This is a genomic window from Alcaligenes parafaecalis (assembly GCF_026344135.1).
Lineage (GTDB): Bacteria > Pseudomonadota > Gammaproteobacteria > Burkholderiales > Burkholderiaceae_B > Alcaligenes > Alcaligenes parafaecalis.
In genome coordinates this window covers 158618-172915 of record NZ_JAPKNA010000005.1, presented here as the reverse complement: position 1 = coordinate 172915, position 14298 = coordinate 158618, and the positions used below count along the sequence as shown (strand labels likewise).

Sequence of the window (14298 nt, the reverse complement as noted above, 5' to 3'; positions counted from 1 at the left end):
CTTGAGTCTGGGCGCGGTATTCAAGGCTGCGCCTATCCCTACCGTTTTTAGTCATTGAAAAGAGTGCCGTATGAATGATCGGAATACTCAGGGCGGAGCTTTGCCTGACGCTTTTGCAGGGCAGCGTTTACCGCTACCGCCGCAAACTCCTTATGTGATCGGCAGTGAGGCCGAAGCCCTGCTCATCGCCCAGAAGCTGGCCACAGAATTTGCCCAGACAGCCGCCGAGCGCGACCGCCTGCGCCAGCTACCCTGGGATGAGATAGAACGCTATACCGCCAGTGGTTTGGGTGCGATCACCATCCCCAAAGCCTATGGCGGGCTGGAAGCCTCCAACGAGACGCTGGTGCAGGTCTTTGCCATCATCAGCTCGGCTGATCCCTCGCTGGGTCAGATTCCGCAGAACCATTTTGCCTTGCTCCAGAACCTGAAAGACACCGGTAGCGAATCGCAAAAACAGCGCTGGTTCAAGGCGGTGCTGCAAGGTGCACGTTTAGGGAACGGTGGACCGGAGAAAAAGGGTAAAGCGGCTGTCATTACTGATATCACTGCCCATCTGGGCCGCGCGGCAGACGGCAGTTTGCACGTGAGCGGTACACGTTTCTATTCCACAGGAGCCTTGTTCGCGCATTGGATTCCGTTTCGGGCGGCTGATGAGCAAGGCCGTGGCGTACAGGTCTGGGTACGTCGTGATGCGCCGGGCGTACAGGTGATTGATGACTGGAATGCCTTCGGTCAGCGCACCACTGCCAGCGGCACTGTGGTGTTCGATCAGGCCCCGGTGGAAGACGACCATGTGCTGGAAAGCTGGCGTTTCGTCGATGTGCCGTCCCTGTCTGGCCCTATTTCGCAATTAATCCAGGCCAGTATCGATGCGGGTATCGCCCAGGGAGCCTTGCAGGACGCGCTGGATTTTGTCCGAAATCGGGCGCGTCCCTGGACGGATTCCGGTGTCGATAGCGCCACGCAGGACCCCCACATCATTCAGGAAATCGGTGCCTTGCAGATCGAGGTGGATGCTGCTCAAGAGGTCTTGCTGGAGACGGCTCGCCTGCTGGATGTATTGGCGCGAAACCCGGTGGATGCCGCCGTCAGCGCCCGCGCTTCTGCCGCCGTGGCCGAGGCCAAGATTCTGACGACCGAAGCGGCCTTGAACGCCAGTGAGCAGCTCTTCGCCCTGGCGGGCTCTTCGTCTACTCGTGCGGCCCACAACCTGGATCGTCATTGGCGCAATGCCCGTGTACATACCTTGCACGATCCGGTGCGTTGGAAATACCACCTGCTGGGTAATTACCTGCTCAATGGCGCCTTCCCGCCTTATCACCAATGGAATTGAGGCCATGACGACACAGCTTTTTACCTCCGTACATATCATCCGGTCTGAGGCTGAAGCCTTGGATGCCGCCGAACAATTTGCCCAACTGGTTGCCCAGAATGCTCTGGAGCGTGACCGCGACCGCATCTTGCCGCATCGCGAGGTGGAGCAATTCAGCCAAAGCGGTTTATGGGGTATCACTGTGCCCAAGGAGTACGGCGGTGCAGGTGTTTCCACTGATGTGCTGACCCGCGTCGTGCAACGCATTGCTCAGGCCGATGGCAATTTCGGCCATATCCCGCAAAACCACTATTACGCGCTGGAAGTCTTGCGCGTAGGGGCGACGCACGAGCAAAAAGCCTTTTTCTACGATCAAGTGCTGCAAGGCAAACGCTTTGGCAATGCACTGGCAGAGATTGGTAAGAAGGATTTTGTACGCCGCACACAATTGCTGAAAGAGCCTGAGGGCTGGTTTGTGGATGGCCGGAAGTTCTATTGCACCGGCTCCTTGTTTGCGCACTGGATTCCCACGCTGACGACCTCGCCGGATGATGGCCGTCTGTATCTGGTGTTTGTACCGCGTGGCGCGGCTGGTGTGGCCTTGACGGACGATTGGGACGGCTTCGGCCAACGTGTTACCGGCAGTGGTTCGGTGGAGTTCACGCGTGTCCCGGTGCAGCCGCAATGGGTCGTGCCTTTTACCGATTCTTTCGAGCGTGCGACCACCATCGGCCCTTATGCCCAGATTATTCACGCCGCGCTCGATTTAGGAATTGGACAAGGAGCTTTTGCGGCCACCTTGCCCTTCATCCGCGACCATAGCCGCCCCTGGATTGCGGCAGGCGTGGATACGGCGGCCCAGGACCCCCTGCTCTTGCAGGAAGTGGGCAATGTGCATGTGCGTCTGCGTGCTGCGCAAGCGCTGCTGGCCCGCGCTGCCCGCTTTGTGGATGCCGCTCAGCAAGCTCCGGATGAAGATAGTGTGGCGCAGGCCTCGATAGCGGTTGCGCAGGCCAAAGCCTTGGCGACGACGGCCAGTGTGCTGGCGGGCAGCAAGCTGTTTGAACTGGGCGGCACCAGCGCCACACAGGCTCAGCATGGTCTGGATCGCTATTGGCGCAATGCCCGCGTGCATACCTTGCATGACCCGGTGCGCTGGAAGTATCACGCCATTGGCAATTACACACTGAATGGTGTGCGTCCGCCGCGTCATGGTGCGCTTTAACTCTATCGATCAGGTGATTCGCATGACTTCCACAAAGAAACGTATTGTGCTCAATGCCTTTGATATGACGTGTGTCGGCCATCAGGCTGCAGGCACATGGCGGCATCCTGCCAGTCAGGCATCGCGCTACAACGATCTGGAGTATTGGACCAATCTGGCCGTGGAGTTGGAGCGAGGTGTGTTTGACACGCTCTTCATCGCCGATGTGGTGGGTGTCTATGACGTGTATCGCGGCTCTGCAGAAGGGGCTTTGCAGGATGCCGCGCAAGTGCCCGTAAACGACCCTTTTGGGGCAATTTCGGCGATGGCGGCAGTGACTCAGCATGTGGGTTTTGGTGTGACTGCGGCAGTGACTTTCGAGCATCCCTACCTGCTCGCTCGACGCCTGTCCACGCTCGATCATCTGACCAAAGGCCGAGTCGCGTGGAATGTCGTGTCGTCTTATCTGGACTCGGCTGCTCGAAATATTGGCTTGTCCAAGCAACTCGCCCACGATGAGCGTTACGAGCTGGCTGAAGAGTATATGGAGGTTATCTACAAGCTGTGGGAGGGCAGTTGGGAAGAAGGGGCGGTGCTGCGTGATAAAGAGCGCGGCATTTTTACTGACCCGAGCAAGGTGCACCCCATTGAGCACGAAGGAAAGTACTTCAAGGTGCCCGGCTTCCATTTGACGGAGCCTTCTCCACAGCGTACGCCTGTGATTTTCCAGGCGGGTGCCTCCCAGGCGGGACGGGCTTTTGCCGCTCGCCACGCCGAAGCGATGTTCATCCTGGCTACCAGCCCGGAAACGGCGCGTGGCTTGACGGACAAGATTCGGGCGGAGGTTGCCGCCGCTGGACGCGAACCGGATGCACTCAAGATATTTGTTTTGCTGACTGTCATTACGGGCCCAACTGACGAGGTAGCACAGCGCAAGCATGAGGAGTACCTCTCCTATGCCAGCCCCACCGGCATGATGGCTCTCTATGGCGGCTGGACTGGCTTGGATTTTGCATCACTTGACCCGGATGCCCCCTTGGCTGCCGTTGAAAACGACAGCTTGCGTACCACGCTGGAGTCACTGGTTGCGGACGGCCAGGAGTGGACGGTGCGCGAGGTAATCCGTCAGCGCTCAATTGGTGGTCTGGGGCCTGTGCTGGTGGGCGGTCCCCAAACTGTTGCCGATGAGTTGGAGCGCTGGGTGGATGAAGGTGGTGTGGACGGATTTAACTTGGCTTACGCCGTCACACCGGCATCAACCACCGACTTCATTGATTTTGTTGTCCCCGAACTGCGCCGACGCGGGCGTGTACAGACCTCTTATCAACCAGGCACCTTGCGCGAGAAGCTGTTGGGTGACAAGGACGGTAAAACGCGTGACTCGCATCCTGCTACACATTGGCGCCAGCACTACGTGGGCAAGGCCAGCGTGGCTGATGCCAGCAGTCCTTCCGTGTCCTGGGCTTGAGTAAACATGTTTTGTGGGCTGATGGTTGGCCCTTCATTTCTTGACTGGATTTTGATTCATGAACGTCTCACGATTTCTGAAAAAACTGACTGTTGTAAGCGCCGTCGCTACGGCTACCTTGTTGTCGGGCACAGTGACAGCCGCTGCCTTGAAAATTGGCGTTGTTCCTGGCGTTTTTGCGGACTCGGTGGCCGTTGCCGCCCAGGAAGCCAAGAAGCAGGGTGTCGATGTGCAGGTGATCGAATTCACCGACTGGGCCACGCCCAATGTGGCGCTGGATGCAGGTGATATTGACCTGAACTACTACCAGAACAGCAATTACCTGGCCAATGCGGTGCGCGACAAGGGCTTCAAACTGGTCAGCGTGCAGCCGGGCATTTTGTCTTACCTGGGTCTGTATTCCCTAAAGCATTCCACGCTGGCTGATTTGCCCGATGGCGCAAAAGTGGCGATTGCCAGTGACGCCGTCAATGTCGGCCGCGGATTGCGTCTGTTGCAACATGCTGGCCTGATCAAGCTGCGCCCGGAGACCGGTTTGCTGGGCACTCCAGATGACATTGTTTCCAATCCCAAAAACCTGAGGTTTGTGGAAGTGGAAGGCCCGCAATTGGCTCGTGCTACGCAGGACGTGGATCTGGCTCAGGGCTTTCCGTATTTCATTCTGGCATCCAAAGCGTTCGATGCCACCAAGGCTTTGTCCTTGACCAGTTACGAGGACGATTCTTGGGCGATTCAGTTTGTGGCCCGTAGCGACAAGACAGAAGACCCGCGCATTGCCCAGTTCCTGGAGGTCTACAAAACATCGCCCGCTGTGCGCGAGGCAATCAATCAGTTCTACCAGGGCGAGCAAAAGCTGTATCGCCTGACCTGGTTGCCGCATTAAGCAAGGAGAATGCCCCATGACGCAGCCCAAGAAACACATCCATATCAATGCCTTCAATATGAATTGCGTGGGCCATATTCATCATGGCTTGTGGACTCACCCGCGTGATCGCTCGACCGAATATCACACGCTGAAGTATTGGACAGATCTGGCTCAGACCCTGGAAAAAGGCTTGTTCGACGGCATTTTTCTGGCTGATGTAGTTGGCTATTACGACGTGTACCAGCAAGGTGTGGATTTGACGCTGCGCGAGGGCATTCAGTTGCCGGTGAATAATCCTTGGCTGCTGGTGTCAGCCATGGCGGCGGTGACGAAACATATCGGCTTTGGCCTGACGGCGACGGTGGCCGCACATAACCCTTACACCTTTGCTCGTGATGTCAGCACGCTGGATCAACTGACGAATGGCCGCATAGGCTGGAACATTGTCACCGGCTATGTGGATAGCGGCGCCCGTGGGCTGGGGCAGGATGGTCTGGATGCGCACGATAGTCGCTACGACCGCGCCGAAGATTTTCTGCAATTGGCCTACAAGCTGTGGGAAGGCAGTTGGGAAGATGGCGCAGTCATTGCGGACAAGCAACGCCGTATCCATGCCCTGCCGGAGAAAGTGCATACGGTGCACCACGAAGGGCCGTTTTATCGCAGCAATGCTATCCATATGAGCGCACCTTCTGCGCAGCGTACGCCCTTGTTATTTCAGGCGGGAACTTCGGCGCGTGGTTTGCAGTTTGCGGGGCAACATGCGGAAGGGGTTTTTATCGGAGCCGGCACTCCAGAAGCGGCCAGAGAGTCCTCTCGCAAGCTGCGTCAGGCGGCGGTGGAGGCAGGTCGTCGGGCGCAGGATCTGAAGATTTATGCAGGCGTGGCAGTGGTGACGGGCGCGACCGAGGCCGAGGCCAAAGAGAAATACGCTGACTATCTGGCCCATGCCAGTTCCGAAGGCGGCCTGGCGCATTTTGCGGCCAGCACAGGTGTTGATTTTTCGCAGTACGACCTGGATGAACCCATCAGCTTTGGGCCCAGCAATGCCATTCAATCGGCAGCGGCTGCGGCGCAGAAGCAAGGCTGGACCACGCGTCGAAAACTGCTGGAGCAATTCACGCTGGGTAGCCGCTACAAGACCATTGTGGGCGACCCCCAGCAAGTGGCTGACGCGCTGACGACCTGGATTGACGAGGGCGAGATCGACGGCTTTAACCTGACCCGCATCGTCGTGCCTGAAACCTGGGAAGACTTTGCCAATCTTGTCGTCCCCGAGCTGCAAAACCGGGGCCGTTATCGCACTGCTTACGAAGGTGGAACCCTGCGCCAGCAATTGTTTGGACAAGGTGATCGGCTGTCGGCTACGCATCCTGCTGCGCAGTGGCGGTACCCCTCCTCTGGCTCGCCCAAGGAAGGGACGTCGGCTGCGGAGGACACAGCCACCTCAGTGTTGCAGGCGAGCTGATTAGGGCAGAGCAGAGCCAATATCTTCTGCTTTGAACTCTCTTTTTACGACCACTTTTATAAGGTCAGGACCATGTTGTTTGCCCGTCTTTCTATTCGTGCTGTGTTTGCCTTGGCCCTCTTGGGTTTTGCGGGCCAGGTGTCCGCTGCTGCGCTGAAAATTGGTGTGACGCCCGGCTCTTTGGCGGACTCTGTTGCTGTGGCCGCCGAGGAGGCCAAGAAACAGGGCCTGGAGGTTGAGGTGATCGAATTCACCGACTGGACCACGCCCAATACTGCACTGGCATCGGGGGATCTGGATCTGAATTACTTCCAGCATCAGGCCTTTTTGGACAACGCCGTCAAGGAAGGTGGCTATGCCATTGAGAGCGTGGCTTACGGTTTGCTGCCCAATATTGGCTTGTACTCCAAGCAGTATCAATCTTTGGATGCGATCCCTGAAGGCGCATCTGTTGGGGTCGCTAATGACCCGGTGAATCAGGCGCGTGGTTTGCTGCTTTTGCAGGCGGCTGGCTTGATTCAGTTGAAAGACGGCGCGGCTGCGCGTGCGTCCATCCACGATGTGACGGCGAACCCCAGGAAGCTGCGCATCGTGGAAGTGGAAGGGCCGCAATTGGTGCGTGCGGCTGATGACTTGCCGCTGGTTCAGGGCTACCCCGCCCACTTTGTTAATGCGGGTCAGACGGAACTGGCCAGCCAGGCTTTGCAGTACTCCACTGTGGATGATCTGTATTACGCCATTCGCTTTGTGGCTCGGAGCAGCCATAAAGATGATCCGCGCATTCGCCAGTTTGTGGATCTTTATCAACGCTCGCCTGCCGTGGCTGCGCAGATCGACACGTCTTTTGCGGGGGACAAGAAGCTGTATTCCTTGCCGTGGAAGACGGCGGAACACGCCTCCATTACGCAGGCTCCTTGAGGCCCGAGCCCCATGACTAATGACACTGCCGTTTTTGCCCCAGAGCTTGCGTCAGCACCGGCCTTGGCCAGGAACGCGAATGCAGCGCCTGCCCGAGTTTCCGATCTGAGTGCGCTGCGTAGGCGTTTCAGCGCCCTCTTTCATCGTATTGCCGACACGGCTGCCGAACGTGAACACACACGCACCTTGGCTTATGCACCCATTCTGTGGCTGAAAGACAGTGGCTTTACGGCGCTGCGAGTGCCGCCTCAATGGGGTGGCAGTGGCGTATCCATTCCGGTGTTTTTTGAACTGTTCCAGGACCTAGCCGCGGCAGACTCCAACGTCGCGCAGATTTTGCGGCCACACTTTGGTTTTATTGACAGGCTCTTGATTGATCGCGATGAAGCGACGCAAGCCCAATGGTTACCGCTGGCGGGCCAAAGGGCGATTTTTGGCAATGCCACGACCGAGACCGGCCTGGGCGCGGTTGGGCAGTTGCAAACCACGCTGACACCCGATGCCGAGCAGCCTGGGCAATGGCGCTTGAATGGCCGCAAGTTCTATAGCACCGGCACCTTGTACGCGGATTGGGTCACGGTGGTGGCTCGCAGCACGGTGCCCGGGCAAGAGGATGAGACTGTTCATGCCGTAGTGCCAACCGATCAGGACGGAGTCGAACGTCTGGATGATTGGCATGGCTTTGGTCAACGCCTGACCGGATCGGGCACCACGGTGCTGACTGACGTCCTTGTACCCGAGAACGCCATCATTCGTTTTCCACGCCAGGAACCTACGCCTTTGGTTGCGTATTTTCAGTTGATTCATTTGGCGACTCTGGCAGGCATCGCCCGTGCCTTGCAAGGTGATGCGGTGAGCTATGTACAGGCGCGCAAACGGGTGTTCAGCCACGGCAGTGCCGCATTGCCCAAGGATGACCCGCTGGTGCAGCATATCGTGGGCGAGCTGGCCAGCACGGCCTATATCGCCCAGTTAGCGGTGCGTGATGTGGCGGTGCATTTGCAGGAGATTGCGGATCAACGGCAGGCGGGGGTGGAGGTTTCGCGCAAGGCCCTGGATGCTCTGGAACTGCGTACCGCGCAGGCACAAGTGGCTGTAGTCGAGCCGGTCTTGAGGGCCGCCACGCGTTTGTTCGATGTGGGTGGCTCTACGGCTTTGGAAGAGTCCCGTCGCCTGGATAGACATTGGCGCAATGCGCGGGCTCTGGCTTCGCATAATCCGGTGATCTACAAAGCCCGTTCGGTGGGAGACATTTTGCTGAACGAAGCTGAGCCTGTGTACTACTGGCATGTGGGGACGAAAGGGAGCTAGCTTGAGGCGGCCATATAGCTGCAACAACATAAAGGGCGCGATTCATTCGCGCCCTTTGTGTTTTGAGTCTCGTAGCTTCGTATGCTGCTTTTGATTTGCAGCGCTGATCTTGGCCGCTGCCGAAGTAGGTTTTTCAGGCTGCTTACTGTGGCAACTGAAACAATCTGGCCGCATTGCCATAGAACAGCTTGTCCAAAATGGCGTCCTTGAAACCTAATTGTTGAAAGTCCTCAATACTCTGGCGAATCGGACGGAAGGTATAAGACGAACCGAACAGCAACTGTTCAGATAAAAAGCTGTTGGCCGCTTGCACATACCCTTCACTTCCAGTCTGGAAGATATACATATCCGGCACCAGATGTACGTTCTCGTGCAAAAAGGCCAGGCCTATGGCCTGCTGCACATTAGGCCAGTAGCCGTGATAGACCACCAAAGGCAGATCCGGGAAGGCTTTGGCCACTTTTGCCAGTCCTGCCGGGTCGTTGTAGCGCGGGTCCGGCGTGGTGGGGCCGCTCATCAAAAAGACGGGTACTTTCAAATGGCGGGCCAGCTCGTAAACAGGCCAGTAAATCAGGTCATCCGGGTGACGGGCTGGGACTCCAAACCCCGGCTCGATATCAAGGCCGGACAAGCCCAGTTCCCTGATGGCGCGTTCAGCTTCGGCCAAGGCTGCCTGCTCGCCTTGCAGAGCCGGGTCTATACCGGCAATTCCCAGCAGCTCATCATGCTCATGAACGATCTGATGAATGGTGTCGTTGGGCAAGTGTTGCGATGGTGTATGGCGGCCTACGACAACGGCTTTGCTCAGCCCGGCCTGACGCACTTCTTCCAGAAACCCTTCCTGACTAAGTGACTTTTCAAAGTGGGTATCGCTGCCACGAGTGCCTACGCGGCGGTTCAGCCATCGTGCAGTGGCATGTTCTGGCGTACCGGGTTCGGCTCCGAAGAATTTGTGCAGAAAGGCCGGTCGGCAGCGCAGGTCGATTATTTTTTGGCTCATGATGCAGAGGAAAGTTGCTGGTTTTGTACACCCCGTGCGTCAAAGGCACCGCCGGTCTGGGCGCGATCACTGACGGTGACGGCGCGTTTGCCCAGCAGCGGGAAGACCAGCTCGGCAAAGCGTATGGATTCTTCCAGATGCGGATAGCCCGAGAGCACAAAAGAGTCGGCCCCCAGGTCTATGTATTCCTGCAAGCGCTGGGCCACGGTCTTGGCATCGCCCACCAAGGCGGTGCCTGCCCCACCCCGTACCAAGCCTACGCCTGCCCACAAGTTGGGCGACACCTCCAGTTGATCGCGGCGGCCACCGTGCAGGGCAGCCATGCGTTTCTGGCCCACCGAATCCATCGTGGCGTAATTGGCCTGTGCCTTGGCAATGTCCTCGTCGGTCAATTTGCTGATCAGACGGTTAGCCTCGGCCCAGGCTTCTTCATTGGTTTCCCGCACGATGACATGCAGACGCACGCCTAGTTTCAATGTTCGGCCCCGCGCGGCAGCACGGCGACGGATATCCTCAAATTTCTTGCCCACGGCAGCAGGCGGTTCACCCCAAGTCAGATAGGCGTCCACATGCTCCGCAGCCAGCTCGTGGGCGGCGTCCGAGGAACCGCCGAAATACAGTGGGGGATAGGGCTTTTGCACGGGAGGGAAGATGTTGCGGCCATTCTCGACCTTGAAGTGTTTGCCCTGGAAGTTGATGGTCTCGCCGGATAGCAATTGACGCCAAATGCTCAGATATTCATTGGCGTATTCGTAGCGGGCGTCGTGATCCAGAAAAATCCCTTCGGCAGCCAGCTCGGTGGCATCGCCGCCAGGCACCACGTTCAGCAGCAAGCGACCATGCAAAGCCTGGTCTAGCGAGGCGGCCTGCCGTGCGCTGGCAACCGGTGATCCCAAAGACGTGCGCAGCGCCACCAGCAATTTGATGCGTTGGGTGACAGGCACCAGGCTGGCTGCGACCACCCAAGGGTCCAGGCAGGAGGCACCGGTAGGAATCAACAGACCGTCATAACCCAGGTTTTCACTTGTGACGGCAATGCTGCGCAGGTACTCGGTAGTGGGTGCCCGGCCAAAGTCGGATTTGCCCAGATAACGGGTGTCGCCCGAAGTGGGCAGAAACCAGAAAATATCGGGTGTGGTGGAGGTGATCTGGCTCATGCTGCTTGCGCCTCCAGAATGGTGTTTTTCACAGGCAAGCGCGCTTGAATGCCTTGCAGCACGGGCACAGCCAGATCAACCGTGCGTTGTATGTGCTGCTGCAAGGCTGCGCTAGTGACTTCGCCGTCCTGAATGTCTTCGGGCGTGGCATAGACGCCAATGGGCAAGGTCAGTGCCTGGAAGAAGCTGAACAGGGGACGTAGCTGATGTTCGATGACCAAGGCATGGCGTTGGCTGCCACCTGTGGCGGCCAGCAGCACGGGCGTGCCGTTCAGGGCATTCATGTCGACCAGATCGAACAGGTGCTTGAGCAGGCCCGGAATGCCTGCGCGAAAGATGGGTGAGCCCACAATCAGAAAGTCGGCCTGCTCAATGGCCTTGATGGCCTGATGCGCATGGGCGGGCAAGGCATCGGTGGACAGGGCCGCGCCCAGTTCGGGCAGCAGGCTGACCAGTTCGATGTTTTGCACGTCCAGTGCCAGTTGGTCGTTCAGCGTGTCACGCAGTGCATCCAGCAGCACTTGAGTGCGGGACGGGCGGTGCAAACTCCCATTCACAATCACGGTTTTCAGGGGGCGGCTCATGGCAATTCCTTGCAGTGAAATCAGGGCGAGGCGCCGCCGGAAAACGGGGGCACCCGTGCGAGTCAATGTCTTGTATTACATGCCTGATCGCGGCTGCCACGAAAGACAAATCACTCATGTGTTTATGGGTGATTTACGTCCTTACTCTTTTGATTTGCTTATGAAAATCAGTATTGTTGAATGTGAAAAAATGAGCTGCCAAATAAAGTGCTTGGGCGGAGGAAAGTGCTCGTTTTTCGGGGGTAGAACGAGAGCGATCAGACACGGAGTGCCAAAACTGGATAATCCGTGCTGCTGTTGTGCCAGAGCTGGATAGTTCGGCGCCAAACGGCTTCATAGAATGAAAACAAGCCAATCCGGGGGATTGGCATCCGACTGTGTCGCAAGCACAGCGGTTTTATTTCTATGAGAGAGACAAGTCATGACTCAAAACAGCACCCCACCCTACATCGAGATCGAAAAGCGCATCGACAAGGTCCGCGACGAATACGCTCTGGTTGAAGGCCACTTCGATACGTCTGAAGAAACCTCCCCCTGGATTCCCTTCGGCCCCAATATCTGGCTGCGTCACTTGAGCTTTGATATTCGCAACAACACCTCGGTGCACATCATGCGTGCCGACAAGGGCGGTTCTTTGGGTCGCCACCGTCACCGCGCTGTGGTGACCGGCTACATCCTGTCCGGCAGCCTGCGTTACGAGGAATACGATTGGGTGGCTCGTGCTGGCCATTACATCCACGAAAGCCCCGGCCGCACTCACACTCTGGTGTCGGACGAAGGCATGGAAACCCTGTTCCATCTGGGCACGCCTATCGAGTTCCTGGACGAGAACGACAACATCCTGGAAATCATTGACGTGTTCTGGATGATCGACCACTACACCAGCTACTGTAAGAAGCACAATCTGCCCATCAACCAGTCCATGTTCATCTAAGACTGTTTGAGGCTTGTGTGCCGTGTCTGCCCCGTTTGATGGGGCAGCTCCTTGAAGCGTTGCTGATAGTAGGCAGAAAACCGCCCCAGATGCCCAAAGCCATGCGCCAGTGCCACCTCGGTGACGTTGGGGCGGGGTCGGTTTTGCAGTACTTGATGCGCGGCGTCCAGACGCAGATTGCGTACCCAGCTCATGGGGGATTGCTGATGGTGACGGCGGCACAGCAGATGCAGGAAGCGGGGGCTCACACCCGCTGCCTGAGCCAGATCATCCAGTGAGATGTTGCTGTGCAAATGCGCCAGCACATAGTTTTTGGCCTGGAGCAGTCGCATTTGCCCTGCCCGGGCTGCGGCTCCCATGGATTCATCCATTAAAGCCTGCGCGGCTTGCGTATCGGCCGGATGACAGAGCAAGAACAAAGCCAAACTATTTTCAATATGCTGCGTCCAGCTCGCAAGACGATCGCTGTTTTGCGTGGGGAGCAAAAGCAGGTGCTGGATGAGATTTGCCCATTGCGGGCCCATACAGGGGTCCAGCTTGTAGACACAGCCCCGCGTCATACCCTCTTGCGCCAGCGTCTGATGGCCCACGCCATCAAACAGGCTGTAGGGGATTTTGATGATTAGTTGTTCACAACCGGCTTGCCACAAGGTGCGCACATGATGGCGGGGGGATACCACCGCAATATCGCCCGGATAGGCCGTTAATTTGTGATGGCCGTCGCTGATGAATTCAGCCGTGCCTTGCAGAGGCATTTGCACCAGACAGAAGTCGCCGAAGGCATCAGCCTGGATTTCCACTTCGGCACCGTAGCCCAGCCGCATCAGGCTGATCTGGTCAATATCGCGGCGGTAAAGGCTGGTGTTGATGCGCCCTCGACCCCAATGCAGGGCATGCCGGGAAATAGCCCGATTTAATGGCTGATGAGACAGCTCGGCGCTGTGCGAATGAAAGATTGGATGACGGTACAACACCGACAGATCCAAGCCATTTTCTGCCGACATTGGGAACCCCTTGTTCCAGAGCATAAGGATGCGCGTGACCAATGCCTAGTGTAGAAGTTGCGCGGCTTGGCGTGCATGGGGGCTATCCCTGATCGGGGCTTGGTGGTTTTGGAAATATCCTTTATTTACATGTGGATGGATGGTTTTGTTTTTTATTTAAGTTTAAAAGAAATTGGCTGATTTCAGAGAGTGTGGTTTAGGTGTAAAGAAGTGGGTGGCCGGGCCTTAATGCCTTGAGCTGATCTTAGATAAAGGGACGGATAATCAGTTGCAAACCCAGCACAGCCAGAAACAGCAGCAAGCATTGCTTGAAGCGACGCGGGCTGATGCGTACGCGGATCTTTTGTCCCAGCCACATACCTAGCAAAGAAGGAATAATCACCAAGGTCGACATGCCTAGCTGACTGAGCTTGAACACATCGTGCATGAACAGACCACCCGCCAGCGCGATGGTAGAGATGGTGAAGGACAGCCCCAGGGCTTGCACCAGCTCGTCCTTGTCCAGATTCAGGGCTTGCAGATACGGTACGGCGGGCATCACAAAGACGCCGGTAATGCCGGTGACGATACCGGTCACCAGACCAATCAAAGGCGAAAGCCAGGGCTCGAAACGGGGCGACACCGTCAGGGCGGGGGCGATAAGCGCATAGCCTGCGTAAACCAGCAGTGCGATGCCCAAGGCCATGCCCGATAGTTGTGGCGAGGTACTGGCCAGCAGCGATGCGCCCCAGAGTGTGCCCAGCACAATGGTCAGCATCATGAACCAGAGCCTGCGCATCAAAGCCAGCATGGACGGCCCGGCAAAGCATTGCCAGACATTGGTGATGAAAGACGGCAGCACCAGCAAGGCGGCGGCCGAGGCGGGTGACATCACCAGGCCCAGCAAGCTCATGGCGACCGTAGGCAGGCCCATGCCGGTAATGCCTTTGACCATGCCCGCAACCAGGAAAGTGACGCCAATCAGAAGAAGGAAAGAGAGAGATTCGTGCATGCCTGTATTGAAGCGTGGCAGGCAGGGGCACACAATGTGGATTTAAGGCGGTATCCTTCGGTTTATCCGAAGGGTTATC

General features: G+C 57.3%; 13 protein-coding genes. 8 read left to right on the top strand and 5 right to left on the bottom strand.

Annotated elements, in window-relative coordinates; genetic code table 11:
* The first annotated feature begins 70 nt into the window (after positions 1 to 70).
* From OSH09_RS15635 to OSH09_RS15605, 7 genes are all read left to right on the top strand, one after another.
* Positions 71 to 1336 carry an SfnB family sulfur acquisition oxidoreductase gene (locus OSH09_RS15635; protein ID WP_266121515.1) on the top strand — a complete coding sequence of 422 codons (1266 nt, stop codon included), beginning with the start codon at positions 71 to 73 and terminating at the stop codon, positions 1334 to 1336.
* A 4-nt stretch (positions 1337 to 1340) separates the two neighbouring features.
* Complete coding sequence (locus OSH09_RS15630; protein WP_266121514.1) at positions 1341 to 2540, top strand: SfnB family sulfur acquisition oxidoreductase; 1200 nt, start codon at positions 1341 to 1343, stop codon at positions 2538 to 2540.
* A 22-nt stretch (positions 2541 to 2562) separates the two neighbouring features.
* Positions 2563 to 3987: an LLM class flavin-dependent oxidoreductase gene (locus OSH09_RS15625; protein WP_266121513.1), complete on the top strand. Its 1425-nt coding sequence runs from the start codon at positions 2563 to 2565 to the stop codon at positions 3985 to 3987.
* A 58-nt stretch (positions 3988 to 4045) separates the two neighbouring features.
* The gene (locus tag OSH09_RS15620) at positions 4046 to 4870 is read left to right on the top strand and encodes a MetQ/NlpA family ABC transporter substrate-binding protein (RefSeq protein ID WP_266121512.1); all 825 of its coding nucleotides are present in this window, start codon (positions 4046 to 4048) and stop codon (positions 4868 to 4870) included.
* A 16-nt stretch (positions 4871 to 4886) separates the two neighbouring features.
* A complete protein-coding gene (locus tag OSH09_RS15615) occupies positions 4887 to 6320 on the top strand; it encodes an LLM class flavin-dependent oxidoreductase (protein ID WP_266121511.1) in 1434 nt (477 codons plus the stop codon).
* Positions 6321 to 6392: 72 nt separating this feature from the next.
* Positions 6393 to 7238, top strand: coding sequence for a MetQ/NlpA family ABC transporter substrate-binding protein (locus tag OSH09_RS15610; protein ID WP_266121510.1), 846 nt, complete (start codon positions 6393 to 6395; stop codon positions 7236 to 7238).
* A 12-nt stretch (positions 7239 to 7250) separates the two neighbouring features.
* Entirely contained in the window at positions 7251 to 8549 is a 1299-nt protein-coding gene (locus tag OSH09_RS15605) for an acyl-CoA dehydrogenase family protein (protein WP_266121509.1), read from the top strand.
* Positions 8550 to 8691: 142 nt separating this feature from the next.
* Here OSH09_RS15605 and OSH09_RS15600 read toward each other — a convergent pair whose 3' ends face one another.
* Genes OSH09_RS15600 through msuE form a run of 3 tightly spaced genes read right to left on the bottom strand, consistent with a single transcriptional unit; the run spans position 8692 to position 11290 of the window.
* The gene (locus OSH09_RS15600) at positions 8692 to 9549 is read right to left on the bottom strand and encodes an amidohydrolase family protein (protein WP_266121508.1); all 858 of its coding nucleotides are present in this window, start codon (positions 9547 to 9549) and stop codon (positions 8692 to 8694) included.
* Entirely contained in the window at positions 9546 to 10706 is a 1161-nt protein-coding gene (gene ssuD, locus OSH09_RS15595) for an FMNH2-dependent alkanesulfonate monooxygenase (protein WP_266121507.1), read from the bottom strand. Before ssuD ends, OSH09_RS15600 begins: the two co-directional genes overlap by 4 nt.
* Entirely contained in the window at positions 10703 to 11290 is a 588-nt protein-coding gene (msuE, locus tag OSH09_RS15590) for an FMN reductase (protein ID WP_207872797.1), read from the bottom strand. The genes ssuD and msuE overlap by 4 nt, the downstream gene beginning before the upstream one ends.
* A gap of 421 nt (positions 11291 to 11711) precedes the next feature.
* Between msuE and OSH09_RS15585 the strand changes: the two genes are divergently transcribed.
* On the top strand, positions 11712 to 12224 hold the full coding sequence (locus OSH09_RS15585; RefSeq protein ID WP_026483888.1) for a 2,4'-dihydroxyacetophenone dioxygenase family protein: 513 nt from the start codon (positions 11712 to 11714) through the stop codon (positions 12222 to 12224).
* Here the strand turns inward: OSH09_RS15585 and OSH09_RS15580 are convergent.
* Together OSH09_RS15580 and OSH09_RS15575 are read right to left on the bottom strand one after the other, a co-directional pair.
* Positions 12221 to 13228: an AraC family transcriptional regulator gene (locus OSH09_RS15580; protein ID WP_266121506.1), complete on the bottom strand. Its 1008-nt coding sequence runs from the start codon at positions 13226 to 13228 to the stop codon at positions 12221 to 12223. The genes OSH09_RS15585 and OSH09_RS15580 overlap by 4 nt on opposite strands.
* Positions 13229 to 13472: 244 nt before the next feature.
* The gene (locus OSH09_RS15575; protein WP_207872799.1) at positions 13473 to 14219 is read right to left on the bottom strand and encodes a sulfite exporter TauE/SafE family protein; all 747 of its coding nucleotides are present in this window, start codon (positions 14217 to 14219) and stop codon (positions 13473 to 13475) included.
* Between the last annotated feature and the right edge of the window lie 79 nt (positions 14220 to 14298).

Coding starts and splice junctions, on each gene's coding strand:
- OSH09_RS15635 (WP_266121515.1), top strand. CDS start 71: ATGAATGATCGGAATACTCAGGGCGGAGCTTTGCCTGACGCTTTTGCA.
- OSH09_RS15630 (WP_266121514.1), top strand. CDS start 1,341: ATGACGACACAGCTTTTTACCTCCGTACATATCATCCGGTCTGAGGCT.
- OSH09_RS15625 (WP_266121513.1), top strand. CDS start 2,563: ATGACTTCCACAAAGAAACGTATTGTGCTCAATGCCTTTGATATGACG.
- OSH09_RS15620 (WP_266121512.1), top strand. CDS start 4,046: ATGAACGTCTCACGATTTCTGAAAAAACTGACTGTTGTAAGCGCCGTC.
- OSH09_RS15615 (WP_266121511.1), top strand. CDS start 4,887: ATGACGCAGCCCAAGAAACACATCCATATCAATGCCTTCAATATGAAT.
- OSH09_RS15610 (WP_266121510.1), top strand. CDS start 6,393: ATGTTGTTTGCCCGTCTTTCTATTCGTGCTGTGTTTGCCTTGGCCCTC.
- OSH09_RS15605 (WP_266121509.1), top strand. CDS start 7,251: ATGACTAATGACACTGCCGTTTTTGCCCCAGAGCTTGCGTCAGCACCG.
- OSH09_RS15600 (WP_266121508.1), bottom strand. CDS start 9,549: ATGAGCCAAAAAATAATCGACCTGCGCTGCCGACCGGCCTTTCTGCAC.
- ssuD (WP_266121507.1), bottom strand. CDS start 10,706: ATGAGCCAGATCACCTCCACCACACCCGATATTTTCTGGTTTCTGCCC.
- msuE (WP_207872797.1), bottom strand. CDS start 11,290: ATGAGCCGCCCCCTGAAAACCGTGATTGTGAATGGGAGTTTGCACCGC.
- OSH09_RS15585 (WP_026483888.1), top strand. CDS start 11,712: ATGACTCAAAACAGCACCCCACCCTACATCGAGATCGAAAAGCGCATC.
- OSH09_RS15580 (WP_266121506.1), bottom strand. CDS start 13,228: ATGTCGGCAGAAAATGGCTTGGATCTGTCGGTGTTGTACCGTCATCCA.
- OSH09_RS15575 (WP_207872799.1), bottom strand. CDS start 14,219: ATGCACGAATCTCTCTCTTTCCTTCTTCTGATTGGCGTCACTTTCCTG.